The organism is Actinoplanes sp. NPDC021490, assembly GCF_055562135.1.
Genome location: NZ_JBVHFW010000001.1, coordinates 186342 through 211813, shown reverse-complemented (window position 1 = coordinate 211813; position 25472 = coordinate 186342). Strand labels below are relative to the sequence as shown.

At 71.3% G+C, this 25472-nt stretch carries 24 protein-coding genes; 11 read left to right on the top strand and 13 right to left on the bottom strand.

Annotation, left to right across the window (positions count from 1 at the left end; genetic code table 11):
• Positions 1-3194: 3194 nt before the first annotated feature.
• Both sepH and thpR read left to right on the top strand, forming a co-directional pair.
• On the top strand, positions 3195-4280 hold the full coding sequence (sepH, locus tag ACZ3I4_RS00995; protein ID WP_465379784.1) for a septation protein SepH: 1086 nt from the start codon (positions 3195-3197) through the stop codon (positions 4278-4280).
• Positions 4229-4756: an RNA 2',3'-cyclic phosphodiesterase gene (gene thpR / locus ACZ3I4_RS00990; protein WP_465380434.1), complete on the top strand. Its 528-nt coding sequence runs from the start codon at positions 4229-4231 to the stop codon at positions 4754-4756. The genes sepH and thpR overlap by 52 nt, the downstream gene beginning before the upstream one ends.
• A 49-nt stretch (positions 4757-4805) precedes the next feature.
• Here thpR and ACZ3I4_RS00985 read toward each other — a convergent pair whose 3' ends face one another.
• From ACZ3I4_RS00985 to ACZ3I4_RS00965, 5 genes are all read right to left on the bottom strand, one after another.
• Positions 4806-5603, bottom strand: a complete 798-nt coding sequence (locus tag ACZ3I4_RS00985; RefSeq protein WP_465379783.1) for a class I SAM-dependent methyltransferase — start codon at positions 5601-5603, stop codon at positions 4806-4808.
• Between the two features lie 34 nt (positions 5604-5637).
• Complete coding sequence (locus tag ACZ3I4_RS00980) at positions 5638-6087, bottom strand: hypothetical protein (RefSeq protein ID WP_465379782.1); 450 nt, start codon at positions 6085-6087, stop codon at positions 5638-5640.
• A 59-nt stretch (positions 6088-6146) separates the two neighbouring features.
• Positions 6147-7460 carry an MFS transporter gene (locus tag ACZ3I4_RS00975; protein WP_465379781.1) on the bottom strand — a complete coding sequence of 438 codons (1314 nt, stop codon included), beginning with the start codon at positions 7458-7460 and terminating at the stop codon, positions 6147-6149.
• Between the two features lie 68 nt (positions 7461-7528).
• Entirely contained in the window at positions 7529-7975 is a 447-nt protein-coding gene (locus tag ACZ3I4_RS00970) for a MarR family winged helix-turn-helix transcriptional regulator (protein WP_465380433.1), read from the bottom strand.
• A gap of 68 nt (positions 7976-8043) precedes the next feature.
• A complete protein-coding gene (locus tag ACZ3I4_RS00965) occupies positions 8044-9468 on the bottom strand; it encodes an NCS2 family permease (RefSeq protein WP_465379780.1) in 1425 nt (474 codons plus the stop codon).
• A 171-nt stretch (positions 9469-9639) separates the two neighbouring features.
• Here ACZ3I4_RS00965 and ACZ3I4_RS00960 point away from each other — a divergent pair, with 171 nt between their 5' ends.
• On the top strand, positions 9640-9852 hold the full coding sequence (locus ACZ3I4_RS00960) for a DUF2530 domain-containing protein (protein WP_465380432.1): 213 nt from the start codon (positions 9640-9642) through the stop codon (positions 9850-9852).
• 8 nt (positions 9853-9860) lie between these two features.
• Here ACZ3I4_RS00960 and ACZ3I4_RS00955 read toward each other — a convergent pair whose 3' ends face one another.
• On the bottom strand, positions 9861-10688 hold the full coding sequence (locus ACZ3I4_RS00955; protein ID WP_465379779.1) for a DUF3027 domain-containing protein: 828 nt from the start codon (positions 10686-10688) through the stop codon (positions 9861-9863).
• A gap of 104 nt (positions 10689-10792) precedes the next feature.
• Between ACZ3I4_RS00955 and ACZ3I4_RS00950 the strand changes: the two genes are divergently transcribed.
• From ACZ3I4_RS00950 to ACZ3I4_RS00940, 3 genes are all read left to right on the top strand, one after another.
• On the top strand, positions 10793-12826 hold the full coding sequence (locus ACZ3I4_RS00950; protein ID WP_465379778.1) for an MFS transporter: 2034 nt from the start codon (positions 10793-10795) through the stop codon (positions 12824-12826).
• A complete protein-coding gene (locus tag ACZ3I4_RS00945) occupies positions 12823-13449 on the top strand; it encodes a futalosine hydrolase (RefSeq protein ID WP_465379777.1) in 627 nt (208 codons plus the stop codon). Before ACZ3I4_RS00950 ends, ACZ3I4_RS00945 begins: the two co-directional genes overlap by 4 nt.
• Positions 13450-13520: 71 nt before the next feature.
• Complete coding sequence (locus ACZ3I4_RS00940; RefSeq protein WP_465379776.1) at positions 13521-14333, top strand: 1,4-dihydroxy-6-naphthoate synthase; 813 nt, start codon at positions 13521-13523, stop codon at positions 14331-14333.
• Positions 14334-14336: 3 nt separating this feature from the next.
• Here ACZ3I4_RS00940 and ACZ3I4_RS00935 read toward each other — a convergent pair whose 3' ends face one another.
• From ACZ3I4_RS00935 to ACZ3I4_RS00925, 3 genes are read right to left on the bottom strand one after another with little or no spacing between them, the layout of a single operon-like run.
• Entirely contained in the window at positions 14337-14723 is a 387-nt protein-coding gene (locus ACZ3I4_RS00935; protein ID WP_465379775.1) for a cold-shock protein, read from the bottom strand.
• A gap of 49 nt (positions 14724-14772) precedes the next feature.
• Positions 14773-15396 (bottom strand): HAD family hydrolase, encoded by a 624-nt coding sequence (locus tag ACZ3I4_RS00930; protein WP_465379774.1) that lies wholly within the window; start codon positions 15394-15396, stop codon positions 14773-14775.
• Positions 15393-15596 carry a hypothetical protein gene (locus ACZ3I4_RS00925; RefSeq protein WP_465379773.1) on the bottom strand — a complete coding sequence of 68 codons (204 nt, stop codon included), beginning with the start codon at positions 15594-15596 and terminating at the stop codon, positions 15393-15395. The genes ACZ3I4_RS00930 and ACZ3I4_RS00925 overlap by 4 nt, the downstream gene beginning before the upstream one ends.
• A gap of 88 nt (positions 15597-15684) precedes the next feature.
• Here ACZ3I4_RS00925 and ACZ3I4_RS00920 point away from each other — a divergent pair, with 88 nt between their 5' ends.
• Positions 15685-18114, top strand: a complete 2430-nt coding sequence (locus ACZ3I4_RS00920; protein ID WP_465379772.1) for a helicase-associated domain-containing protein — start codon at positions 15685-15687, stop codon at positions 18112-18114.
• 131 nt (positions 18115-18245) lie between these two features.
• A complete protein-coding gene (locus tag ACZ3I4_RS00915) occupies positions 18246-19907 on the top strand; it encodes a DNA repair helicase XPB (RefSeq protein ID WP_465379771.1) in 1662 nt (553 codons plus the stop codon).
• 41 nt (positions 19908-19948) lie between these two features.
• Here ACZ3I4_RS00915 and ACZ3I4_RS00910 read toward each other — a convergent pair whose 3' ends face one another.
• The 4 genes from ACZ3I4_RS00910 to ligD (ACZ3I4_RS00895) form a co-directional block, all read right to left on the bottom strand.
• Complete coding sequence (locus ACZ3I4_RS00910; RefSeq protein ID WP_465379770.1) at positions 19949-20359, bottom strand: HAAS signaling domain-containing protein; 411 nt, start codon at positions 20357-20359, stop codon at positions 19949-19951.
• Positions 20356-20700, bottom strand: coding sequence for a PadR family transcriptional regulator (locus ACZ3I4_RS00905; RefSeq protein WP_465379769.1), 345 nt, complete (start codon positions 20698-20700; stop codon positions 20356-20358). Before ACZ3I4_RS00905 ends, ACZ3I4_RS00910 begins: the two co-directional genes overlap by 4 nt.
• A 73-nt stretch (positions 20701-20773) precedes the next feature.
• Positions 20774-21685 (bottom strand): non-homologous end-joining DNA ligase, encoded by a 912-nt coding sequence (gene ligD / locus ACZ3I4_RS00900; protein ID WP_465379768.1) that lies wholly within the window; start codon positions 21683-21685, stop codon positions 20774-20776.
• Entirely contained in the window at positions 21675-22625 is a 951-nt protein-coding gene (ligD, locus tag ACZ3I4_RS00895; RefSeq protein WP_465379767.1) for a non-homologous end-joining DNA ligase, read from the bottom strand. Before ligD (ACZ3I4_RS00895) ends, ligD (ACZ3I4_RS00900) begins: the two co-directional genes overlap by 11 nt.
• 92 nt (positions 22626-22717) lie before the next feature.
• Here ligD (ACZ3I4_RS00895) and ku point away from each other — a divergent pair, with 92 nt between their 5' ends.
• The 3 genes from ku to ACZ3I4_RS00880 are packed head-to-tail and all read left to right on the top strand — an operon-like array spanning position 22718 to position 25472.
• Positions 22718-23671: a non-homologous end joining protein Ku gene (gene ku, locus ACZ3I4_RS00890; protein ID WP_465379766.1), complete on the top strand. Its 954-nt coding sequence runs from the start codon at positions 22718-22720 to the stop codon at positions 23669-23671.
• Between the two features lie 13 nt (positions 23672-23684).
• Positions 23685-24173 carry an NUDIX domain-containing protein gene (locus ACZ3I4_RS00885; protein WP_465379765.1) on the top strand — a complete coding sequence of 163 codons (489 nt, stop codon included), beginning with the start codon at positions 23685-23687 and terminating at the stop codon, positions 24171-24173.
• 9 nt (positions 24174-24182) lie between these two features.
• Positions 24183-25472: an MFS transporter gene (locus ACZ3I4_RS00880; protein WP_465379764.1), complete on the top strand. Its 1290-nt coding sequence runs from the start codon at positions 24183-24185 to the stop codon at positions 25470-25472.

Here is a 25472-nt window from a genome sequence, read left to right as displayed (position 1 = left end):
ACCGGCCGGCCACCGGCACCAGCTCCCCCACCGCAAGAGGACCGGCGGAGCGTTCGGCGCCGGTGGGCAGCAGGGCGAAGACGCGGGACAGGATCTGGGTGGTGCCGTCGACCTCCTGGTGGGCCTCGACCACCGAGGCGAACCGCTCCCCGAGCGCGTAGGCGGCGTAGACGGCGACGGCGAGCAGACCGGCCCAGCCGCCGGGCGCCCATGAGGCCGCGGCGACGGTAACCGCGAACAGCAGAACACCGGCCGCCTCGACCGAGGCCACGACGGCCATGCGGGCGGCGTGGGCGGCGTACAGACCGAGGTGTTCCATCGCCAGCAGGTCGCGGAAACGGGCGGCGAACCCGGGGCGCAGCGCCGCGCTGCACCCGAACGATCGGCAGGTCAGGACGGCTCCGGCGTAGGTACGCAGCGGGCCCCGGGTGGCCGCGAGCAGCGCCCGGCCGCGCACGCTCGCCCGGCGCAGCGCCGGATATCGGGCGGTGGCGAGCACGGCCAGGATCACGACGCCGATCGCCGCGACCGGAGCGGCCGGCACCAGCACCGTCACCGCGGCCGCCGTGGCCAGCACCGCCCGCACGCCGCGTAGCAGGATGCCGGGCGACCACAGTTCCGTCGTCGTGAAGTCGTCGGTGAAGCGGCCCGCCGCGGTGGCCGAGCCCTCGGGCAGCCCGCGGTCGAGCAGGCCCGCGAGGATCCGCCGGTGCAGCCGCCGGGTCGCCCGCATCGACCCGCGCACCACCGCGAACCGGTATCCGCCCTCGGCCACCAGCGCGATCACGGTCAGCACGGTCAGCGTCACCACGTTCACCCGTGCCGCGCCCAGCGTCCCGGCCACGGCCAGTTCGGTCCCCACGAGCGCGAGGAGCAACGTCCCGATCAGCGTCAGCATCCAGCGCGAATAGAGATCCGCCAGGCGCGCGCCGGCCTCCCGCAGCCGCGGCGCGGGCACGTCGGTTTCCAGACCGATGCCTTCCAGTACGCCTCGTCCGGCGCGACCCTCGAGCGGTGCTCGCGCCGGTGGGGCGCCGACTTTCGGCCCGGCCGGCGCCCACCGCTCGCCCGTCACGGACCCGGCCAGGGCCGCGCCCCACCGCCGGGCCTCGTCCTCCGGCAGACAGCGGCGCAGCTGCCCGGCCGTCACCTCGGCCCGGGGCCGGACATCGACGCCGTCGGCCCGGCACAGCACGACCGTGTCCGCGTAGGCCGCCGGATCCGGCCGGGTGCCCGCGTAGACCCGGGCCGGCCCGTCGGCCGAGCCGAAGACGCCGGCGCACACCGAGGCCGCGGTAGCCGGGTCGAGGGCGGAGAGGGCATCGTCCACCACCAGGACGTCCGGCGCCGACAGCCAGGCCCGGGCCATGCTCAGCCGGACCGCCTCACCGTCCGAGAGCCGCCGCTGCCCGGTGGCGAGCCACTGACCTGCCCGAGCCGCCAGCAGCCCGCTCAGCCCCGCCCGCTCCGCTGTCGCCCCGAACCACGACGCCTCCGGGCCGCCCGTTTCACCCTCGGCCGGGCGCCACAGGGTGATGTTGTCGGTGAGAGTGCCGTCCAGCTCGGGTTCGTTCCGGGCCACCACGGCGACCCGTCCGGGCAGGTCGTCCAGATAGGCCCGCACCGCGGCCGGATCGCCCAGCACGAAGACGCGCTCGCCCGGGCGCAACGCGGAACCGGACGGCGCCGACAGGGGCGCTTCGCGGAACAGGGCCTCGACGTCGGCAGTCATCGTGGACGCCCAGGCGACCGAGGCGTACGTCGACATGTTCTCGCGTACCGCGGCGACCAGCAGCTGGATGATCAGCAGCAGGGCCAGGCCCTCGGTCAGGTCCCCGGCCAGCACCACGGCGATCAGGCAGACGAGCGCAGTTCCGCCCCCGGCCAGGGCGGCCAGGACTGCGGCCGGGCGGGCAGCCGAGCGCAGGGCCGCGAACTGGCCGTCGCGGGCCCGTTCGGTCGCGTCGAGGACGGGACGGGTCCACTGCTGCCGGGCGATCGGCCCCCAGTGCCGGGTGACCGTGTCGACCAGCGTGACCCGCCGGTGCCCGTGCTCCAGATAGCCGTGCATCGCCCGGGTCTCGGCCCGCACCAGCCGCTGCCATCCGGCGACCAGCACACCGACCAGGACCGCGACCGCCGCACCGACCCAGCCGAAGACGAAGGCCAGGTAGCCGGTCAACGCGAGCACCAGGGCGGTGTTGACGGCGAACTCGGCCACGAACGCGACCTGGGCCACCTGCTGCGGCGCGGTGACCAGATAGGTGCTGACCGAGCGGCCGGTCCAGGCCGGATCGACGCGCTGCAGCCGGTCGAAGATCGCGAGCTTGAGCAGGGTCGTCATCTGACCGAGCAGGGCCCGGACCAGCCAGATCGACAGCCAGCGCAGCAGGGCCGCGAGCGCGGCCGCCCCGACGACGGCACCCGCGAACGACGGAGTCACGTCGCCCGTCCGCAAGCGTCCGGCGAGCCGGGCGACCAGGGCCGGCACCAACGGGCCGAGCGCCACCACCCCCAGGCCGGCGACACAATAGAGGGCGATCCAGCCGCGATGGGCCCGGAGCAGCGACTTCAACGCGCCGCGGGACTCGAGGTCACGCGTGAACTCCTCGACCCGGGCCGGCGTGGGGAACCACAGAGCCTCGGCCTGGGCAACCGTGAGGTCCGCGGGCGCGAGGCGGGCGAGCTTTCCGGCGTGCCGGAGAGCCGTGAGCAATCCCTTCACGAACGGGAGACCCTAGTGCGCCGCGTCCCGTCACCACCCGCCACGGCCGGGGGTCGCGGCACGGGTCCGCACTTGCAGTCGCTCGCGCTGTCGGGCAGGGTTCTGGGCTAGGGCCTGTCCTGCCGATCACGCGGGAGCGAGGCGAGGTCCAGGTGGTGGCTGGCGTCGGCCGCGAAGCGGCCGCATACCGGTGTTGTATGTGGGCGTTTCGCGGACGCCGTCAGGCGCCGCCTGGACCACGCCGTAGCCCCTCGTGATCGGCAGGACAGGCCCTAGTGCTCTTGGTCACCCCACGACGCGTACATCTGCAGTTGACGCTTCTGAATTTTCAAGATCATCGCAGCTCAGCGAACTTGGCTGGCGTGGCATACCACCATTAGGTGACCAAGACGCGTACCGTGTTTCCAAACGCGCCCGGGCGGCTGACTCTCGGGAGCGACAGGCCAACGCGACGGGACGGAGGCAACGCATGCGGCCGGTACGCTTCGTCGCCCTTTCCGAGGACGGCCAGGCCATGGTGCTCGCCGACGAGGTCGGCCGGCTCCTGGCGCTTCCGATCGACGACCGGGTCTCCGGCGCGATCGGTCATGACGGACACCCGGTGTCACCGGGCACGTCCGTCGCCGTCATGGCGCCCGACGCCCAGGCGTCGCTGTCCCCCCGCGACATCCAGGCCCGCATCCGTTGCGGCGAGTCGGCCGAAGAGGTCGCTCGCGTCGCCGGCGTGCCGGTCGACCGGGTTCTGCGTTATGCCGGTCCGGTGCTGCAGGAGCGCGCCATGCTGGCGCAGCACGCGCGCCGCACCCGCCTCAAGACTTCGGATTCCGGGGCCGCGCTGGCCGAGGTGGTCGACAGCCGCCTGTCCCAGCACGGCATCGACACCGAAAAGATCTCGTGGGACGCCTACCGGCGCGAGGACGGCACGTGGCGCATCGTCGCCACCTGGCCGTCCGGCAAGGCGACGGCGCAGGCGATCTGGGATCTCGACAAGGGACGTCAGGTCGTGTCGCCGCACGACGACATGGCTCAGTACCTCTGCGCCGAGCGGCCGACCCAGATTCTCGGTCAGGAACCGGCCCCCGAGCGCGCGTTCACCGAGCGTGGCGGTCACGGCCTTCCCGGCCCCTCGCGCTCGTCCGAGTCCGCTCGCGGTGGCCACGGCCTGCCCGCGGCCGAGACCCAGTCGCCGCGTCAGGTCCGCGACCCGATCCGCGCCGGGCGTGACGCGCTGCTGGCGTCGCTCGACCGGCCGCTCAGCCCGTCCGCGGGCAGCCGCAGCCTCGACGCCGGCCCGTCCGAGTCGCCGCGCCGCCCGGTTGCCGGTGGGGCCGCGGCCCTGCTCGGCGGGGGTTCCGGCTCGGCCTTCGACGAAGACTCCGACCTGCCCAAGGAGGTCCCGGCCGTGCCGTCGCTGGCCGTCCTCCGGCCGCGCCGCACGGTGGGCCAGGGCCAGCAGCAGAACGCCGAGACCGACGAGGCCAAGCCCCGCAAGCGGCTGCCGAGCTGGGACGACGTGCTGTTCGGCGGCGGCCCGGCCGCCCGCGAGTCGTCCTGATCCGGCTTTTCGTCGCCGTCTGTCCACCGCGCTCCGCTCTGGAGCCGCTGCGCGAAGCCCTGCCGTCGTCGTCCCGCCTGACCCCGATCGAGAAGTGGCACCTGACGCTGGTGTTCCTCGGTGACGCCCCGCCGGAGCCGGTCCTCGAGGTCCTGGGTGACGTGCCTTCGCCGGGCCCGTTCGAGCTGCGGCTGTCCGGCGGCGGCCGGTTCGGGTCGGCCTGCTGGGCCGGAGTGGACGGCGACCTGGGCGCCTTGAGCGAACTGCGGGAAGGTTTGCGCGACGCCCTCACGCTGGGTGGCCACCCCAGCGACGACCGGCCGTTCCATCCGCACCTGACGGTGTCGTACCACCCCGACCAGGCCCTGAGACAGGCGCTGGCCGGCCATTCCGGGCCGCCCTGGCCGGTCACCGAGTACGCGCTGATGCGCAGCGCCGACGGCCGTTACGAGCGGCTCGCCGCCTGGCCCCTCTGACCGAGAGCTCTCGGGTTCGCGAATTCTGCGGATCGGTAGCGGAGCCGAGTCACGGCGTCTTGTGGGCGATGGCGAGCCGGGTCCTGTATTGCTTGGTGACTTCTCCGTTGTAGACGTCTTCGATCAGGTGGGTGATGCACGCGAACAGCTCGCTGCGCGGCTGGGGCGCCATGGCTCGATGGCCGGAGTAGGTCATGAGCAGGTTCAGGTATTCCTGGGCCGTGTAGGTCTGTTGCCAGTCGTAGCGGCGGAACTCGACCGGCCCGAAGCGTGCCGATCGCTCGAACTCCGCTGCCTCTTCGGCGGTCTCGTCATCGGTGGTCAGGCGCATGCCCGGCGGTGTTGCCGGGTCGAAGCGTTCGTAGCATCGTTGCGCGTCGGCGAAGAAGGCGTTCGTCCCGCCGGCGATGTGGTGGGTCGAGATGATGCCGAGGGCTCCGCCGGGGCGCAGCAGGTCAGCTGCCTTCATCATGCGCACCTCGGGGTCAAGCCAGTGAAACGCGGTTGCGCAGAGCACCGCGTCGAAAGTTCCGTTCGAGGGTGGCCAGTCCTCGAACGCCGATGCGACGACGGTGACTTTTGGAAACTGTGCGAGATTGCGCCGGGCGACGGCGGCCATGTCGGGGCTGAGATCCATCGCGACGACGGTGCATCCCAGGTGGGCCAGCGGAAGTGTCGCTTGACCGGTGCCGCACCCGATCTCCAAGACCCGAGCGTGCGGGCCGAGACCGGCCAGCGTGGCGAGGTCGGTGAACAGCGGGGGTGGATAGCCGGGACGGCATCGGTCGTAGAGTTCGGCATCCTGGCCGAACGTGGTGCGCAGCATTTCCCGGTCGGTATCGGTCATGGTGGCCGGCAGGTCCCTTTCCCTCGATCGCGAGTCAGCGCAGTTCGAGGCCGGCCGCTTCGAGGGCGCCCTCGACCCGTACGCGCTCGATCTCGCGGTCCATGCCGTCGAGCGGGCGCAGGTTTTCACTCACGCCCAAGCACTCGCAGGCCAGGCAGAGCCGCTCGTCGTAGGCCCGCAGCACCGCCGCCAGCAACATATCGGATTCGAGCGTTATGCCGCCCCGGCGTTGCCGGTCGAGCCGACGCAGGTCACGGGCCAGCCACTCGATCGGCGGCGGGTCGAGGCGGGCCAGGGCGACGGCCGGGTCGATGTGCCGGATGTCCCGGTCGAGGCAGGCCAGGGTGCGGGCCTGGGCGGGGCAGTCGGCCCGCGCGCGCCTGCGGCGGAACTCGTCTCGCCGCAGAGCGACCGCCACCGCGTAGGGGACGGTCAGGGGAAGAACGAGCGCCACCGTGAGCACAGCAACGTGCGCGAGGGCCACGCACTGACGCTAAACGGGAACAGCCTCGAACCGGAATAGCATTTCCTGCCAAATACCCGTCAGGCGGCCGACGGCAACTTGGCCGCCGGGGCCTCCTCGACCGCCACCGGCGGCACCAGAGTGAGCCGCGGGCGGGGTCGCAGGGTCATTTCGATCCGCTCGCCGTTCGAGCGCAATTGCCAGATCAGGGCGGCCACCGCGGCGACGAAGCAGACAATCCCGGCCCCCGAGATGCTGGACGCCACCCCGAAGCGTTCGCCCCACCAACCGGCCAGCGAAGCCCCGATCGGCGTGGTACCCAGGAAGACGAGAACGTAGAGAGCCATCACCCGTCCGCGGTACACCGGGTCGACGCCCATCTGCACGCGGTGGTTGGCGGCCTGGGCCAGATAGATCGAGAAGAACCCGGTCGGGATCAGCACCAGCATCGCGACCACGAAGTTGGGCGCGAAGCCGACCGCGAACTCGAGGGCGCCGAAAGCGATCGCGGCGCCGATCACGACGTGGGCGCTGGGCCGGGCCCGGCGGGCGCTGCCGGCCAGGGCGCCGCCGAGCGCGCCGACCGCGAGCGCGGTGGTGAGCAGCCCGAAGGTGGACGGTCCGGCGTTGAAGTCAATCTTGGCCAGCGCGGCCAGGGTGACCGGGAAGTTGAAGCCGATCATGCCGATCACGAACATCAGGGCGATCGGCAGCACCAGGTCGGGACGCCGTCCGACGTAGCGGAGCCCGTCGAGGATCCGGGCGTCCTTCTTGGCCTGCCGGGCGGCCGGCCTGAGCTCGGACGCGCGCATGCGGGCGTAGCTGAAGATCGGGGCGATCGCGACGACCGTGGAGATCAGGAAGACCGGGCCGGTGCCGAACAGCGCGAGCGCGACGCCGGCCAGGGCCGGTCCGCCGATCCGGGCGGTGTTGAAGGTGGCCGCCGAGAGGGCGAGCGCGTTCGGCAGCAACGGCAGCTCGACCAGTTCGGAGACGAAGGCCTGCCGCACCGGGGTCTCAACGGCGTTGGCGATGCCGAGCAGGCCGGCGAAGAGGTAGACGTGCCACAGCTGTACGTGGCCCGAGGCGACCAGCACGGCGAGGGCAACCGCGGTGACCGCGAACGCGGCGTTGGCCATCACCAGCAGGCGCCGCTTGTCGAAGCGGTCGGCGAGCTTCCCGGCGTACAGGGTCAGCAAGAGAACCGGCAGGAACTGGAGCGACGTCACCAGGCCGAGGGCGCTGGGCGAGTTGCCGGACAGGTCGAGCACCAGCCAGTCCTGGGCGGTGAACATCATCCACACACCGACCAGCTTCACGAGCTGGCCGGTGGCGAAGAGTCGGTAGTTGCGAACCCTGAGGGACCGGAAAGTAGTGCTCAGCACGGACCGCACGCGGTAGTGCCTCCTGTTCGGTCGTACGCGTCATCGTCACGTGACGAAGCGCCGCGTAGCCGAACCCCTCAGGCGCGCGAGATCTTCTGCAGGATCTCGGACGCCCGGGCCAGCGTTTCCCGTTCGTCCGGCGTCAGGTCGGCCAGGTGTGTGGCCAGCCATTCGTTGCGCGCCTTCTCGAACTGGGCATGCACGGCCCGTCCCTGTTCGGTGGCCGACAGGATGACCTGCCGGCCGTCGGTCGGGTGCGGGGTCCGCACGACCAGGCCGCGTTCCTCCAGCTTCCCGACGATCTTGGTCATCGTCGGGGGCTGGACACGTTCGACGTCGGCGAGCTCGCGCGGGGTCAGCGCGCCGGCCAGCTGGAGGCTGGTCAGCGCGGAGAGCTGGCTGAAGGTGAGATCACCGACCGGACGGGCCTGTCGGACCCGCCGGTTCAGCCGCATTATCGACTCGCGCAGGGTCTTGGCCAGCTCGTCGGCTGTGCCTCGATCCGCCACCACGGGCCACTCCATCACGTTTCTTAGCTTAGCTAATGAGCCTGGCTAACGACATTCGAACAGCGCATGACCTCGATCACCGGTCACAGGATCCAAGCCTCGAGCGGGCCGCGCAAGAAGTACAGGACGAAGAGCACGGCCACCCCGTACAGGATGGGGTGGACCTCGCGGGCCTTGCCGGTGACCGCCTTGAGCAGCACGTACGTGATGATCCCGGCGCCGATGCCGTTGGAGATCGAATAGGTGAACGGCATCAGGGTGATCGCCAGGAACGCGGGCACGGCGATCGTGTAGTCGCTCCAATCGATCTGGCGGACCGCGGTCATCATCAGGAAGCCGACCACCACGAGCGCGGTCGACGCCGCCTCGAACGGCACCACCGAGACCAGCGGGGCCAGGAACATCGCGAGCAGGAAGAGCACGCCGGTCACGAGGTTGGCGGCACCCGTGCGAGCACCCTCACCGACACCGGCGGCGCTTTCGATGTACGAGGTGTTGCTGGACACGCCGGCCGCACCACCGGCGGCGGCCGCGACCGAGTCGACGAGCAGGATCTCCCGCGTACGCGGGGGCATGCCCTCGCTGTCGAGCAGGTCACCCTCCTGACCCACGGCGACCATCGTGCCCATGGTGTCGAAGAAGTCGGTGATCAGCAGCGTGAAGATGAACATGACCACGACCAGCCAGCCGGCCCGCGACCACGAGTCGAGCACGTTGAAGTGGCCGAGCAACGACAGGTCGGGCGAGCTGACGATCTTTTCGGGCAGCTTGGGGGTGTTCAGCGACCAGCCCTTGGGGTGGGCGATCGCCTCCACGATGATCGCCAGCACGGTGCTGCCCAGGATGCCGATCAGGATCGCGCCGCGGACCTTGCGGACGAACAGCACCAGCGTGAACAGCAGGCCGACCACGAACACGACGGTGGGCCAGGTGGACAGCTTGCCGCCCAGGCCGAGCTCGACCGGGACGGTGGTGCCGGAGGCGTCCGGGACGCGGCGCACGAAGCCGGCGTCGACCAGACCGATGATCATCAGGAACAGGCCGATGCCCACGCCGATCGCGGTCTTGAGCTGGGTCGGCACGGCCCGGAAGACCATCGTGCGCAGGCCGGTCAGCACGAGGATCGCGATCAGCACGCCCTCGATGACGACCAGGCCCATCGCGTCGGCCCAGGTCATTTCCGGAGCGATCTCGTACGCGACCAGCGCGTTCACGCCCAGACCGGCGGCCAGCGCGAGCGGGAACCGGGCCACGACGCCCATCAGGATGGTCATCACACCGGCGACCAGGGCGGTGCCGGCGGCCAGCGCGGTGATGGCCAGCTGGGCGCCGTCGCCGTCGACCCCGTTGCCGAGGATCAGCGGGTTGAGCACCACGATGTAGGCCATCGTGAAGAAGGTGGCCAGGCCACCACGGACCTCGCGGCCGAGGGTCGAGCCCCGAGCCGAGATCTCAAAGAACCGGTCAAAACCATTCTTGGGCGTACGGGTTTCGGTGGCGGCGGTCATGCGGACACTCCGGATCACGAGTAGTCGAGGGGCGCATGGTCTCAGTCCCCGATGACCTGCGCAAAACGGGGTGATGTCGCCCCGGTCACAAGGGCATCCCCGTGATCGCCGCGGTCCTATCCTGTCCGTGTGAGTGAACCGAAGCCCCGAGTCGAGCCGCTGGACCCACCCATGGTCCCGTTCGCCGCCGGCGGCCTGGCCGCGTTCGCCGTCGCCGCCCTGATCGTGTGGCTCGCGAACGGCCCCGACCGGTGGTTGCAGATCTGCGTCGCCGGTTTTCTGTGCGGCATCCCGGGCCTGATCACGATGATCGTGCACGACCGGCACCGCAAGCGCCGGCGTGCCCTGACTCACCCCGAGTTCAAGGTCACGTCGCAGACCTGACTGAACTTCTAGCTGTGGCCGTAGTCCTCGGCCGGCTCGCTCTCTTCGACCGAGCCGTGGCCGCGGCTGACCGCCACCGACTCGACCTCGCTGTCGTCGTAGACCGTCGGCAGCTCCTCGACCGGCGGCTGCTGACCGACCGGGCTGAGGAGGGTCTCGGAGTGCGCGCCGCAGCCGTGGTCGGCGCTCACCGCGCGGCCGTCGTCGGGCGCGTAGAGGTTGCCGCAGACGCCGAACATCGTGCGCATGGAGCCGGCCAGCGGCAGGTAGAACCCACAGGTGCCGCAGCGGGCGTTGCGCGGAGCGGCCACCGAGATCGGCGCCTCGGGACCGGCCTCGCCGTCATACCACCGCTGGGCGGCGTCGATGCGGCCCTCGCGCGACATCACCCGGGAACGGCCGAGGCCCAGCTCCCAGCTGACCTCCTCGACGGCGGGGTCGTCGCTGAGCACGTAACCCTGGGCCAGGCGCTCGTCGTCGGGGGCGGTCGGCATGAGGTCGCCCACGCCGAGGTCGCCGGGCTGCAGCCGCTCGTTCCACGGCACCCAGCCGGGGGCGAGCAGCGCGTCGGGGCCGGGCAGCAGCACGGTCTCGCAGATGGTGACGTGGCGGCTGCGCGGCACGCGGGTCACGGTGACAGCCCAGCGCCAGCCGCGATAGCCCGCGAGATGGCTCTCGAAGAGGTGGGTCACCACCCGGTCGCCCTCGGCGATGGCCTCGAGGTGATCACCCACGTCGGCCGGGTCCACATCGGTGATCGCACCACGTGCGACACCGACCGCATCGGCACAAACCTGGTCGAGGCGGGCAGCCCGCGTGGTGGTCCGAGTCGTCACGTATCTATTGTCCCCCACCCCTGAGAAGGTTCCGCACCGACTCCCCCGGATCCGACCGTCGCGGATCGGGACAGCGCTGGCCCGGATCAGTCAGGATGGGTTCCATGCCGCTGCTTCCCTCCCTCGGACGCACAGTCGGCACCAGCGTCAAGGCGGCCCGCCTGCTGGTGCGCGGCTCCGTGCGCGGTGGAGCGTGGGCGACCCGCCGGGTCGGCACGGCCCGGGCCCGGGGCGCCGCCAACGAGACCGGCATGATCCGGCTCTTCGATCTGCACGCGCTCTCCTGCGCCGGGGACACCCTGATCGCGATCGGCCTGGCCGGCACGATCTTCTTCAACGTCCCGCTGGGCGAGGCACGCAGCAAGGTCGCGCTCTATCTGCTCATCACCATGGTGCCGTTCGCGCTGCTGGCGCCCGTGGTCGGTCCGCTGCTTGACCATTTCCGGCACGGCCGTCGCTACGCGCTCGCGGTCACCATGCTGGGCCGGGCGTTTCTGGCTTACGTGATCTCCGATCACCTGTTCGGCTGGGGCCTCTATCCGGCGGCCTTCGGGGTGCTCGCGCTTTCCCGGGCGTACGGGGTGGCCCGGTCGGCCGCCGTGCCCCGGCTGCTGCCCGAGGGGGTCGGTCTGTCCCAGGTCGGCGCGCGGGCCAGCGTCTACGGCACCTTCGCCGGAGCCGTGGTCGCGCCGGTGGGCCTGCTCGCGTTCAAGTTCGGCCCGCAGTGGCCGTTGCGAGTCGCCATGATCATCTTCATCGTGGGCATGGTGGTGTCGCTGCGCCTGCCCCCGCGGGCCGACTCCGACCCGCCCGAGGCCGTGCCCCGCCCGTGGCGCACGATGCTGCGCCTGGGCCGCGGAGAAGACCGTCCGCTCTCCGGCCCGCTGGTGGTCTCGACCCTGATCGGCAGCGCCAGCCTGCGGCTCCTGTACGGCTTCATGCTGCTCTTCCTGGCCTTCGTGATCATGGCCGACCAGCTCGACACGACCGTGCTCGGCAACGACATCGGCCGGCGGGGCGCGGTCGGCCTGATCGGCGGCGCGCTGGCCGTGGGCACCTTCCTGTCCACCGCCGTCGGCACCCGTCTGCGCATCCGGCGCCCGCTGGCTCTGCAGTCGGCCGGCCTGGCCGTGGTGGCCGCGGTGGGCGTGCTGGCCACGCTCTTCTACAGCCTGGCCACGGTCACCCTGCTTGCGCTGCTGGTCGCCGTGTTCAGCGGCATCGCCAAGCTGGCCGTCGACGCCAGCATCCAGGAGCGGGTCCCCGAACGCCTGCGGGCCAGCGCCTTCGCCCACTCCGAGACGGTCCTGATGGTCGCCTGGGTCCTGGGCGGCGGCATCGGCATCATCCCGCTTCCCGGCCGCGTCGGCGTGGCCCTGGCCACCTTGCTGGCGGTGATCGCCGCGGCGCGGGCGGGCTACGTCGCGACCCGCCTCCACACCGAACGCCTGAGCGGCCGCGCCGACACCCCGGAGCCGTCCTCCGACGCCCAGACCGAGCCCAGCCCGGCCCATGCCGCCGCGGACGCCTCCGCCGGCCCGTCACGCGGCGCCGCGGGCACACCGGGCACCCGGTCGCGCGAGGCGAGCAGCCCATCGCGCGAGGCGGGCGGCCGATCGCGCGACGCCGACTCGCGGTGGAGCGCCGGCTCGGCCGAGCCCACCGATCCGTGGCCCGAGGCTCCCACCGTGCCCAGCCGGACGCGGGCCAACAACACGCCCCCGAGCCGCCGCAGCACGCCCCCGACGCAGGCAACGCGGGCCGACCGTCCGAGAACTGAGCCACCCACCCGCGTGGACCGGTCGCGAACCGAACCACCCACCCGCGTGGACCGGGCGGGCAGCGAGCCGTCCACGCGCGAGGATCGGCCGGGGAGCGAGCCGCCCACCAGGGTCGACGTCGGCGAGACCAAGAGAGGCTGGTTCGGCCGCCGCAAGGACAAGAAGGCCGCCCCCGAGCCTCCGCCGCCGTCCCCACGGGCCGCCGAGCCGCCCGAGGCGCCCAAGCCCGAGGCGCCCAAGCCCGAGGCGCCCAAGCCCGACGCTGCCCTGGCGCCGCCCGGCTTCCACGTCTATCGCCCGTCGTCGGTCGACCACCCTGCCAACGGCAGCTCCACCGAAGACCAGGGCGACCGATGACCGCACCCCTGCTGGTGGTCACCGCCGTGGCCGCCGAGGCCGAGGCCGTACGGGCCGGGGCCGATCCCGATCATGTGGTTGTCGAGGCGGTCGGCGTGGGTCCCGCGGCCGCCGCGGCCGGCACTGCCCGGCTGCTGGCCACCGGCCGCTTCCGGGCCGTCGTCTCGGCCGGAATCGCGGGTGGCTTCGCCGGCCGCGCGCCCGTCGGCTCGGTGGTGATCGGCGTCCGCAGCATCGCCGCCGACCTCGGTGCCGAGACGCCGGACGGGTTCCTGACGGTCGACGAACTCGGCTTCGGCTCGAACGTCGTCCCGGGCGACCCGGCTCTCGTGAAGTCGCTCACCGAGGCGCTGCCCAGCGCGATCCCCGGCGACATCGTGACCCTCAGCACCGTCACCGGCACGGCGGCCACGGCCGAGCGGCTGGCCGCACGTTATCCACAGGCTGTGGCCGAGGCCATGGAGGGCTACGGGGTGGCCGTCGCGGCCGGCGGCCTTCCCTTCGTCGAGCTGCGCAGCATTTCCAACCCGATCGGCCCGCGGGACCGGGCGGCGTGGCGGCTCAAGGAGGCTTTCGCGGCGTTGTCCACAGCTTCCGGTGCCCTGTGGACAGCCTGTGGATAACTTCACCGTGTGGGATGAGAGACAGCCGTCGTGACCCACGAGGGCCCGTCGACGCGTCTAGCGTTGACGCCGTGGCGCTTTCTCTCGCGGTCTCTCCGTGCCCCAACGACACGTTCGTCTTCCACGCTCTCGTGCACGGGCTCATCCCCGGCGCTCCCGAGGTCAACCTGACCTTCGCCGACGTCGACGTGACCAACACGGCGGCCGAGCGTGGTGAGTTCGACCTGGTCAAGGTCAGTTACGCGGCGCTGCCCTGGCTGCTCGACGACTATGAGCTGCTGCCGACCGGTGGCGCGCTGGGCCGTGGCTGTGGGCCGCTGGTGCTGAGCCGTGAGCCGGGCCTCGATCTGAGCGGCAAGACGGTGGCGGTGCCCGGCGACCGTACGACGGCTTATCTGCTGTTCCGTCTCTGGTCGGCCGACCGCGCGCCGGGCCGCATCGAGGTCGTCCCGTTCCACGAGATCATGCCCGGGGTGGCCGAGGGCAAGTACGACGCCGGCCTGGTGATCCACGAGGCCCGCTTCACCTATCAGCGCTACGGGCTGACCTCGCTGGCCGACCTGGGCGAGTGGTGGGAGTCCGACACCGGCCTGCCGATCCCGCTGGGCGCGATCCTGGCCCGCAAGGGCGTGGTCGATCCGGCCGAGGCGACCGAGTGGATCCGCAACTCGGTCAGCATGGCCTGGGCCAACCCGGATGCGAGCCGCGAGTTCATCCTGGCCAACGCTCAGGAGATGGAGCCCGAGGTGGTCCAGCAGCACATCGACCTCTATGTGAACGAGTTCACGCTGGAACTGGGCCGGGACGGACTCGCCGCCGCCGACGCTCTGTTGCAGCGTGCGGCAGCGGCGGGTCTGACTCCTGCGGTGAAGCCGTTCCTCTAGAACTCAGACTTCGAACTCTTTGGCGACGGCGTGCACCAGTTGCGCGATTTTCTGCGCGACTCGCTTATCGGGGTAGCGACCGCGGCTCAGGCCCGGCTGCACCTGCGACTCCAGCACCTTGATCATGTCTTCGACCATGCTGTGCAGTTCCTCGGCCGGACGGCGCCGCAGCTCCGCCAGCGAGGGCGGCGCGTCGATCAGCTTGACGCCCATCGCCTGCGCGCCCTTACGGCTGTCGACCACACCGAACTCGATGCGCTGACCCGTTTTCAATTCGGCCACCTCGGCCGGCAGCGCGCCCTTGGGCAGGAACACGTCTCCGCCCTCATCGCTGGTGACGAACCCGAATCCCTTCGCCGCGTCGTACCACTTCACTCGACCCGTGGGCACCGCTGACCTCAACTCACTCAATGGTTACAACCGCTCACCGCAAGGCTACTTAAGCGGTGGGCCCGGACCCAACTGCAATCTGGCGCAGCAGCCCGGGCAGGCCGGTGAGATCGTCCAGCACGTACGCCGCCCCGGCGCCGCGCAACTCCGCGGCCGGGCACGGTCCGGTCGCCACCCCGATGCCCGGGACCTGGGCTTTGTTCGCCGCGATCATGTCGCCCACGTGGTCACCGACATACCAGCGCACGCCGTGTTCGGTCAGCGCGGCCGCCTTGCCCTCGGCGAACAGATCGCCGACGAGTTCGTCGGCCACCATGCCCAGGTGTTCGAGGTGCAGCGCGGCCAGCCGGCCCAACTTCGATGTGACAACCACGACACGCAGGCCCAGCTCGCGGACGGCCGCCAGGGCCTCGACCGCGCCCTTCATGGGCACGGTCGGGGTGATCGCGTATTCCGGATAGAGCGTGCGATAGGTCGTGACCGCCTCCTCGACCCGCTCGGCCGGGAACCACTGAGCGATCTCGGTGCGCAGCGGCGGTCCGAGCCGCGAGACGACGAGGTCGGCGTCGACGTGGACGCCGGTCAGCTCGGTCAGCGCCCGGTAGGCGGCGTGGATGCCGGGCCGGGAGTCGATCAGGGTCATGTCCAGGTCGAACCCGACAGCATCGCTCACGCGGGGGTCGACGGGATGTACTTCAGGCTGTCCACCGGCAGCGGAAAAGTCTGGTCGTCACCGAACGGCGACGGGGCCGCGGCACGGTCGGAGAGGATCTCGGAGACCTCGAGGTGACCGGTCATGTCGACCGGCTGGGTCTGGCGGGGGCCCGCGCCACCCTTGACGTCGGTACCCGGCAACTTGTTCTTCGCGGCCACAGATGTCCCCTTCAGCGTCCCTACAGATCAGTGTCGCGGCCAAGCCGGACACCTCAATATCGTCCCACGGCCGCTAGCGTTGAACACGATGGCCACCACATTCGCCGATCAACTCCGGTCGCTGACCGACGAGGCGCTGAGCGCGCTCGTCCAGCTGCGGCCCGACCTCGTCGTGCCCGTTCCCGCCGACATCTCCGCGCTCGCCGTGCGCGCGCAGTCCCGGGGCTCGGTCGCGCGCTGCCTCGACGGCCTCGACGAGTTCACGTTGCACGTGCTCGACGCGGCCCGGCTGAGCCGTTCCCCCGAGACCGCGACGACCTCGGTCGGCGCGATCCTCGAGCTGGCCACCGGCGTCGCCCCCGACGACGTGCGGGTGGCGATCGACCGCCTGCGGGTGCGCTTCCTGCTCTACGGGGACGACGAGACCCTGCAGCTCGTGGGCGCGATAGACGAGGTCACCTCGCCGTATCCGGCCGGTCTGGGCCGCCCCGCCGACTATCTGGACCCGCAAGCGGCCGCGCTCTGTGCCGACAAGGCCAAGCTCCGCCGTACGGTCCTGGCCGCCCCGCCCGGCGCCCGGGCCGTGCTCGAGCGCCTCGCCGAGGGGCCGCCGATCGGCGCGCTGCGGCGTGAGGCGGTGGCCGAGCCGGTGCAGTGGCTGGTCGACAACCACGTTCTGGTGCCGATCAGCGAGGCCGGCCGGGCCCCGCGCGCCGACGGCGAGCTGGTCGAGCTGCCCCGCGAGGTGGGCATGCTGCTGCGGCGCGACACCGGTCCGCTGGGCGCGCTGCGGCCGTTCCCGCCCATCCCCAAGGGCGCGGCCCGTGACCCGAAATCGGTCGACTCGGCCGGTGCGGGTCAGGTCATGGAGGCCGTACGCAGCACCGAGGCCCTGCTCGAGGCGCTCGGAGCCGAGCCCGCTCCGGTGCTGCGGGCCGGTGGTCTGGGCGTACGGGATCTCAAGCGTCTCGCCCGCGCGGCCGGCCTGGACGAGCCCGGGGCGGCGCTCCTGCTCGAGATCGCGTACGCGGCCGGGCTGCTCGGTGAGGCCGACGTCGCGGGCAGCGGGCGTGCGGTGACGGTGAGCCGGGCGAGCGGCGCCGTCGACGAGACTTTCCTGCCCACCGGCATGTACGACCTGTGGCGGGCCCTCAGCATCGCCCAGCGCTGGACGACGCTGGCCCGGGCCTGGCTGGCGATGACGCGGCAGCCGGGCCTGGTCGGCAAGCGCGACGACCGGGACCGCCCGATCAACGCCCTCGCCCCCGACGCCGAGCGCGCCGGCGCCCCGCAGGCTCGCCGGGAGGCGCTGCTCGTGCTGGCCGACCTCAAGCCGGGCACGGCGCCGCAGCCCGACGAGGTGCTGGGCCTGCTGGCCTGGCAGACCCCGCGGCGGGCGCGCGGGCGTGAGGCGGCTCACCGCGACGCCCTGAGCGGGGCGGCCCAGCTCGGCGTCTCGGCGCTCGGGGCCGTCACCTCGTACGGGCGGCTGCTGCTGGAAGACGTGGACGACACCGAGACCGACCCGCTCGGGGTGCGGCCGGGCACGACCGAGCCGCCGAGCGACGCCGTCCGGACGCTGGACGCGCTGCTCCCGGCCCCGGTCGATCACGTGCTCGTGCAGGCCGACCTGTCGGTGGTCGTGCCCGGCCCGCCCGAGCCGGAGCTGGCCGGCGAGCTCGACGTGGTGGCCGAGCCCGAGTCGGCCGGCGGCGCCAGCGTGTTCCGGGTGACGGTGGCCAGCGTGCGGCGGGCGCTCGACGTCGGCTACACGGCGGCCGACCTGCACGCGCTGTTCCGGCGCCGGTCGCGCACCCCAGTGCCGCAGACCCTGACCTACATGATCGACGACGCCGCCCGGAAGCACGGTGGTCTGCGGGCCGGGTCGGCCGGGTCCTATCTGCGCAGCGACGACGAGGCGCTGCTGGCCGAGGTGCTGACCGACAAGCGGATGGGCTCACTGGGGCTGCGTCAGATCGCACCGACCGTGCTGGTCAGCCCGTTGCAGGTGGCGCGGCTGCTGGGCGTCCTGCGGGAGGCGGGGTTCGCGCCGGTGGCCGAGGACGCCGGGGGCGCCGCGGTGCTCAGCCGGCCCAAGGTGCGGCGCGCCCCGACCCGTACGTCGGTCGCCTCCCGCCTGGCCGATCAGGCCGGTCCGCCGATGCTGGCCGGGCCGCGGCTGGCCGGGGTGGTCGAGCAGATCCGCCGCGGTGACATAGCCACGCGCGCGGCCCGCCGGGCCCCGACGACCGTGCGCGCCGCCAACGGGCAGGGCGTGCCGGGGCTGACCCCGGTGCAGCAGCACGGGCAGGCCATGGCGGTGCTGCAACAGGCCGTACGGGAAAAGGTCCGGGTCTGGGTGGGTTATGTCGACTCGCACGGGGCGACGCTGTCGCGGCTGGTGCGGCCGGTCTCGCTGAGCGCGGGTTATCTGCGCGCCGAGGACGAGCGGACCGAGACGTTGCACACGTTCGCGCTGCACCGGATCACCGCCGCGGTCCCCGACGAGGAGGCGTAACGCGGGTCGCACACCCCCGATCTCGTGCGACCCGCCGCCTCCCCGGTGATCAACGCGTCGGCGGGGCGGAAGGTTGCATCGTTTCCGTGTCAGACTGGAGGGTCGGTTTGAGCTCTTCGAAGGGTGTTCAGGTGAGCGGCGGACCTCTGATTGTCCAGTCCGACAAGACTCTTCTGCTGGAGGTGGACCACCCGGACGCGAAGGCCTGCCGGATGGCCATCGCCCCGTTCGCCGAGCTGGAACGGTCGCCGGAGCACGTGCACACGTACCGGTTGACCCCGCTCGGCCTGTGGAACGCCCGCGCCGCGGGCCACGACGCCGAGAGCGTGGTCGACTCGCTGATCAAGTTCTCGCGCTATCCGGTTCCGCACGCGCTGCTGGTCGACGTGGCCGAGACGATGGACCGGTACGGGCGTCTGCAGCTGGCCAACGACCCCACCCACGGGCTGGTGCTGCGCGGCCTCGACAAGATCGTGCTGATCGAGGTGGCGAAGTCCAAGAAACTGGCCGGCATGCTCGGCGCCAAGATCGACGACGAGACGATCGTGGTGCACCCGTCCGAGCGCGGCCGCCTCAAGCAGGCGCTGCTCAAGCTGGGCTGGCCGGCCGAGGACCTCGCGGGCTACGTCGACGGCGAGGCCCACGAGATCGACCTGGCCGAGGACGGCTGGACGCTGCGCTCCTACCAGCAGGAGGCGGTCGACGGCTTCTGGGCGGGCGGCTCGGGCGTGGTGGTGCTGCCCTGCGGCGCCGGCAAGACGCTGGTCGGCGCGGCCGCGATGGCCACGGCCAAGGCCACGACGTTGATCCTGGTGACGAACACGGTGGCCGGGCGGCAGTGGAAGCGCGAGCTGATCGCGCGCACGTCACTGACCGAGGAGGAGATCGGCGAGTACTCCGGCGAGCGCAAGGAGATCCGGGCGGTCACCATCGCGACGTACCAGGTGCTCACCTCCCGCCGGGGCGGCGCGTTCACCCACCTCGACCTGTTCGGCGCGCGCGACTGGGGCCTCGTGATCTACGACGAGGTGCACCTGCTGCCCGCCCCGATCTTCCGGTTCACGGCCGACCTGCAGGCCCGCCGCCGGCTCGGGCTGACCGCCACGCTGGTGCGTGAGGACGGCCGCGAGGGCGACGTGTTCTCGCTGATCGGCCCCAAGCGCTACGACGCCCCGTGGAAGGACATCGAGGCGCAGGGCTGGATCGCGCCCGCCGAGTGCGTCGAGGTGCGGGTCACGCTCACCGACGCCGAGCGGATGGCGTACGCGGTGACCGAGGCCGAGGAGCGCTACCGGGTGGCGGCCACCGCGCGCACCAAGCTGCCGGTGGTGAAGGCGCTGGTCGACAAGCACCCCGGCGAGCCGGTGCTGGTCATCGGCGGCTTCCTCGACCAGCTGCACCAGTTGGGCGAATACCTCGACGCCCCGATCGTGCAGGGCTCGACCACCAACAAGGAGCGGGAACGGCTGTTCGACGCGTTCCGCGCCGGCGAACTGCGCACGCTGGTGCTGTCGAAGGTCGGCAACTTCTCGATCGACCTGCCCGAGGCGGCGGTGGCGATCCAGGTGTCGGGCACGTTCGGCTCACGTCAGGAAGAGGCGCAGCGCCTGGGCCGGGTGCTGCGGCCCAAGGCGGACGGGCGGCAGGCGCACTTCTACACCGTCGTGTCCCGCGACACGATCGACACCGAGTACGCCGCCCACCGGCAGCGCTTCCTGGCCGAGCAGGGCTACGCGTACACGATCGTCGACGCCGACGACATTCTCGGCCCGGCCCTGCCTCAGATCGACTGACGACCTCCAGCGGCGACGGCCGCCTTCGAAATCGTCCGCAGTCAGGACGACTCGACGGCGGGCGTCGCCGGGATCACTGGCGACTCGATCGGCGGGCCGGAGCTGGACCCGGCGAAGAACATCGCAAAGGCACAGACGAACAGCACGACGAGCACGCCGGCGGCGGCCACGATCCAGGGCCAGGGTGGCCGGCGGCGGGACGAGGCGGCCGGTCCCGGCCGGGTGCCCGCCTCCTCATGAGCGGCGGCCGCCACCACTTCGGGGCTGCCGAGCCGCTCGAGCACCTCGATCAGCTCGCCCTCGCTGGCCAGGTTGCGTTCGGCCTGCTCGGCGGCGATGTGCGCCTCGAGGTCGGCCAGCAGTTCGCGGCGCTGCAGGACGGGAATCCCGGCCAGCCGCTGGTCGATTTCGCGCAGGTATTCCGCGACGACATCGTTCGGCCTGGTCTTCATGCTGCCTCCCCGGTTCCCACAAGACGGTCGACGGTCTGCCGGAACGAAACCCATTCGGTGCGGAAGTGGGCGAGCGCGGAACGCCCGTCCACGGTCAATCCGTAGTAGCGCCGCGGCGGACCGCTGGGCGACTCGACCCATTTGCTGTCCAGCCAACCCGACCGGCGCAAGCGCGAGAGCAGCGGATAGATCGTGCCCTCGCCTGCGGCCAGGTTGGGCTCGTCGCCCAGCCTCCGGACGATCTCGTTGCCGTATCTGTCCTCGGTTTCCACCAGGGCCAGGACACAGAACTCGAGCGTGCCGCGGCGCAGACTCGTCGCCAACTGCGAGACATCTGCCATGCGCCACACAGTACCTTGCGTCGCAAGGTAGGTCCACCCGACAAGGCTCCCCCACCGCGGAAGGCGGGGCCGATCAGGATTCGGGCAGGGCCGGGCCCGGGGTGAGCAGCGGTTCCGTCAGGTCGCCGTGCTTCTCGATGCGATCCAGCACCTCGGACGACCGGTACTGGCGCGGCTCCTCGACGCCGGTGGCCACCGCCTCCACCTCGTCCCAGGTCAGCGGGGTCGAGGCGGTCGGCGTCTCCTGGGCCCGCAGCGAGTACGGCGTCACGGTCGTCTTGGCCGCGTTGTTCTGACTCCAGTCGATGAAGATCTTGCCGGGCCGGATCGCCTTGGCCATCTTGGCGGTGATGGACCCGGGCACCATGGCCGCAAGCTCCTCGGCGACCTTCTTCGCGTACGAGGAAACGATCTCGGAATTCTGAGTGCCCGAGATGGGGCAGCACAGTTGCATGCCCTTCTTGCCGGAGGTCTTCGGATAGGCCTCCACACCGTCGTCGGCCAGCCGATCGCGCATCAGAACGGCCACCGCGCTGCACTCCTTGAGGCCGGCCGGCGCGCCCGGATCGAGGTCGACGACGAGCAGGTCGGGGTCGGCGCCGATCCGCCACTGCGGGGTGTGCAGCTCGAGCGCGGCCAGGTTGGCCAGCCAGACCAGGGTCGGCAGGTCGTCCACGACCACAAAGTCGATCGTCTCGCGGCTCTTGGTCGAGCCCGGCACCGGCAGCGTGGCCAGCCGCACCCAGTCCGGTGTGCCGCCCGGCTTGTTCTTCTCGAAGAAGTGCATCCCGTCGACCCCGTTCGGGAACCGGATGCGGGTCACCGCGCGGTCGGCCAGGTGCGGCAGCATGACCGGCGCGATCCGCGTGTAGTAGTCGATGACCTCACCCTTGGTGAACCCGGCGGCGGGGTACATCACCTTGTCGAGGTTGGACAGTTCGAGGTCGCGCCCGTCGATCGAGACGGGCAACCGGCTACCGGCCATCCTCGGCCTCCTCCACGCACTCCTTGGGAGACTTGTCATAACGCAAGCGCAGGAAGCGGGGAAAGCGCAGGCGCCCGTCCGGCGTCCGGTTGCCGTAGCGAACCTCGACGACCAGGTCCGGTCGTACCCAGTGGGCGCCGCGGGAATCCTCCCGGGGCACCGCTCCGGGAACGAACGGCGAGTTCCGCTGGGCCAGCGGCTCGAGCGCGGCCAGCAACTCCCGCTCGGCGGAGGCCCCGATGCCGCCGCCGACCCGCCCGCGGAAGGCCAGCCCGTCGGGGGTCGGCACGCCGACCAGCAGCCCGCCGAGCTTGCGCACGCCGGCCCGCCAGCCACCGATCACGTAGTCGCCCGTACGGTCAAATTTGACCTTGACCCAGTCGGGCGAGCGCAGACCGGGCAGATAGACCGAGTCCTCCCGCTTCGCGACCACGCCCTCGAGGCTGTTCTCCCGGGCCGCGTCCGCGGTCGCCGGGCCGTCGCCGAACGAGGGCGGCACCATCCAGCGCGGCCCGGCCAGCCCCAGCTCCTCGAGCCTCTCGCGGCGGGCCACATAGGGCAGGCCGGTGAGGTCCTCGCCGTCGTAGAACAGCAGATCAAAGATCATGTACGTGACCGGCAGGGTCGCCGCCAAGCGGGCCGCACGGAGCCGTTCGCGGACGTGCATCCGCTCGGCCAGCGCCGTGAACGACGGGCGCCCGGCCTCGTTGAGCACCACCATCTCGCCGTCGAGCAGCGTGCCCTCGGGAAGCTCCAGATCGGCGATCTCCGGGTACGCCGCGGTGACGACCGCTCCGGAGCGCGCGAACAGGTCGGGTGGACCACCGGCGAAGAGCGCGAGAACCCGGACCCCGTCCCACTTGAACTCGTAACTCCACCCCGGCCCGGCCGGCAGCGCGCCCGTGGTCGCAAGCATGGGAGACAGCGGCGCACCGGGCACCCGATCACCATAGGCAGTGGCGAACACCTTACGCAGGAGTCTCAGTGATGCGATCCTGATCAGAGATCTCGTTTTGCGCCACAGGAGGGGACATGAGAGCGATCTGGAAGGGCGCCGTCTCCTTCGGGCTGGTGTCCATCGCGGTGAAGCTGTATTCGGCCACCGAGGAAAAGGACATCCGGTTCCACCAGGTGCACCGCACCGACGGCGGCCGGATCAAATACCAGCGCACCTGCTCGGTCGACGGCGAAGTGGTCAGCTACGACGACATCGCCAAGGGCTACGACATCGGCGGCGGCGAGATGGTCATCCTGACCGACGAGGACTTCGCCGACCTGCCGCTCACCACGTCCCGCGCGATCGACGTGCTGGAGTTCGTGCCGGCCGACGACATCGACCCGATCCTGTTCGCGAAGGCGTATTACCTCGAGCCCGAAGGACAGGCGGCCAAGCCGTACGTGCTGCTCCGCGACGCCCTGCAGGACGCCGACCGGGTGGCCATCGTCAAGATCGCGATCCGGCAGCGGGAGCAGCTGGCCACCCTGCGCGTCCACGACGACGTGCTGGTGCTCAACACGATGCTCTGGCCGGACGAGGTGCGCACCCCCGACTTCGGCTTCCTCGACGAGGACATCGAGACCCGGCCGGCCGAGCTCGCCATGGCCAGCTCGCTGATCGACTCGATGGCCGGCAGCTTCAAGGCCGACGAGTTCACCGACAACTACCGGGCCGCGCTGCAGGAGGTCATCGACGCCAAGGTCGAGGGCCGCGAGATCGTGCAGCCGGAGGAGGCCGAGGAGGCGCCGGCCGCCGCGGTCGACCTGATGGCCGCGCTCAAGGCCTCGGTCGAGCGGGCCAAGAAGGCCCGCGGTGAGGATGCCGCGCCGGCTTCCCCGGCCTCGTCCGCTTCCCCGGCCTCGTCCGCTTCCCCGGCCAAGAAGAGCGCCGCCGCCAAGAAAGCGCCGGCCAAGAAGGCCGCGCCCGCCAAGAAGGCCACCGCGAGCAAGGCCACGCCGGCCAAGAAGGCCGTCAAGAAGTCGGCGTGACTAGAGTTGCGCCGTGGGATTGACGTGGGCTGAGTCTTATCTGGGCAAGGTACGGGCGAGTGTCGGCGACACCGACACGATCCTGTTCGTCGGGGCGCGCGGCGTCATCTTCGACGATCAGAACCGGCTGCTGCTCATCCAGCGCTCCGACAACCGCCGGTGGGCCATCCCGGCCGGCGCCATGGAGCTCGGCGAGAGCATGGAGGAGTGCGCGATCCGGGAGGTGTGGGAGGAGACGGGTCTGCGGGCCACCTCGCTCACGCCGTTCGCCTTCTACACGGCATACACGTACACCAATGATTACGGTCACACCTACCAGCAGATCCTGATGTCGTTCCGGATCCACACCTGGGAGGGCGAACTGCTGCGCGAGACCGACGAATCCGTGGACGCCGGCTTCTTCCCGCTCGACGCCCTGCCCGGCCCGAAGTCGTTCGTCATCGACGAGACCCTGGCCGACCTGGCCGAATTCGAATCGACCGGACGCCTCGTCATGAAGTAAGCAAGGCCCATGAGTTCTCTGGGGATGGACCTCACGCCCCTTCGCACCTCGCGCGACTACCGGCTCGTCTTCATCGGCGGGTCGATCAGCGGCTTCGGTTCCTTCATCACGTACGTCACCATCCCGTTCCAGGTGGCGGCGATCACGAACGACCCGCTGATGGTGGGTCTGCTCGGCGTCTGCGAACTGGTTCCGCTGCTGGTCATGGCGTTTGTCGGCGGAGCCCTGGCCGATTATGTCGACCGCCGCCTGCTGGTGCGGGGCGGTGAGTTCGCCCTGGCCGCGCTCACCGGCGTACTGCTGCTCAACGCTCTTTCCCACGAGCCCCGCCTGTGGCTGCTCTATGTGGTGGCGGCGCTGACCGCGACGGTCGACGGGTTGCAGCGGCCCGCGCTCGAGGCGATGGTGCCCCGCCTCGTACGCCCGGAGGAACTGCCCGCCACGATGGCGCTGCAGTCGCTCGGCATGCAGGTCGCGCAGCTCGGCGGTCCCGCCCTGGCCGGCCTGCTGATCTCGGCCGTCGATCTGGCCTGGGTGTACGCGATCGACCTGCTCACCTTTACGGCGTCGTTGCTCTGCCTGACCCTCGTACGGGCGGTGCCGCCCCCACCCGACGCCGACCGTCCGTCGATCCGCGGGGTGATCACCGGCCTGCGCTACGCGAAGTCGCGTCCCGAACTGCTCGGCACATATCTGGTCGACATCAACGCCATGTTCTTCGGCATGCCGCAGGCGCTGTACCCGTTCCTGGCCACCCAGCTGGGCGGGCCGAAAGTGCTCGGCTTGCTCTACGCGGCGCCCGCCGTGGGTTCGCTGCTCGCGACGCTGGGCAGCGGCTGGACCGGCCGGGTCCACCGGCACGGCCTGATGGTGGTGATCGCGGCCGCGTTGTGGGGCGTGGGCATCGTCGGCGTGGGCCTGTCCCACTGGCTCTGGCTGACACTGCTGTGCCTGGCCTTCGCGGGCGCCGCCGACATGGTCTCCGGCATCTTCCGCTCGATCATCTGGAGCCAGACCATCCCCGACCACCTGCGGGGGCGTCTGGCCGGGATCGAGATGCTGTCGTACACGACCGGCCCGCTGCTCGGTCAGCTGCGCTCGGGTCTGATGGCCCGCACCCGGCTCGGGGTGGGCGGCTCGATCTGGATCGGCGGCGTGCTCTGCGTCGCCGGCACGGTCGCGCTGGCCGCGGCCCTTCCCCGGTTCGTCCGCTACGACGGCAAGGACGGCATCGCCCTCAAGCAGGCGGCCGACGAGGCGTGGCGGACCGCGGCCCGGGCTCGAACAGGTACGCCGTGA

Excerpts from the sequence above, each read along its gene's own strand:
- ACZ3I4_RS00950 (WP_465379778.1), top strand. The coding sequence starts at position 10,793 with ATGCCGCTGCTTCCCTCCCTCGGACGCACAGTCGGCACCAGCGTCAAG.
- ACZ3I4_RS00970 (WP_465380433.1), bottom strand. The coding sequence starts at position 7,975 with ATGGAGTGGCCCGTGGTGGCGGATCGAGGCACAGCCGACGAGCTGGCC.
- ACZ3I4_RS00910 (WP_465379770.1), bottom strand. The coding sequence starts at position 20,359 with ATGAAGACCAGGCCGAACGATGTCGTCGCGGAATACCTGCGCGAAATC.
- ACZ3I4_RS00960 (WP_465380432.1), top strand. The coding sequence starts at position 9,640 with ATGGTCCCGTTCGCCGCCGGCGGCCTGGCCGCGTTCGCCGTCGCCGCC.
- ligD (WP_465379768.1), bottom strand. The coding sequence starts at position 21,685 with ATGGCCGGTAGCCGGTTGCCCGTCTCGATCGACGGGCGCGACCTCGAA.
- ACZ3I4_RS00985 (WP_465379783.1), bottom strand. The coding sequence starts at position 5,603 with ATGACCGATACCGACCGGGAAATGCTGCGCACCACGTTCGGCCAGGAT.
- sepH (WP_465379784.1), top strand. The coding sequence starts at position 3,195 with ATGCGGCCGGTACGCTTCGTCGCCCTTTCCGAGGACGGCCAGGCCATG.
- ACZ3I4_RS00965 (WP_465379780.1), bottom strand. The coding sequence starts at position 9,468 with ATGACCGCCGCCACCGAAACCCGTACGCCCAAGAATGGTTTTGACCGG.
- ku (WP_465379766.1), top strand. The coding sequence starts at position 22,718 with ATGAGAGCGATCTGGAAGGGCGCCGTCTCCTTCGGGCTGGTGTCCATC.
- ACZ3I4_RS00945 (WP_465379777.1), top strand. The coding sequence starts at position 12,823 with ATGACCGCACCCCTGCTGGTGGTCACCGCCGTGGCCGCCGAGGCCGAG.
- ACZ3I4_RS00905 (WP_465379769.1), bottom strand. The coding sequence starts at position 20,700 with ATGGCAGATGTCTCGCAGTTGGCGACGAGTCTGCGCCGCGGCACGCTC.
- ACZ3I4_RS00920 (WP_465379772.1), top strand. The coding sequence starts at position 15,685 with ATGGCCACCACATTCGCCGATCAACTCCGGTCGCTGACCGACGAGGCG.
- ACZ3I4_RS00880 (WP_465379764.1), top strand. The coding sequence starts at position 24,183 with ATGAGTTCTCTGGGGATGGACCTCACGCCCCTTCGCACCTCGCGCGAC.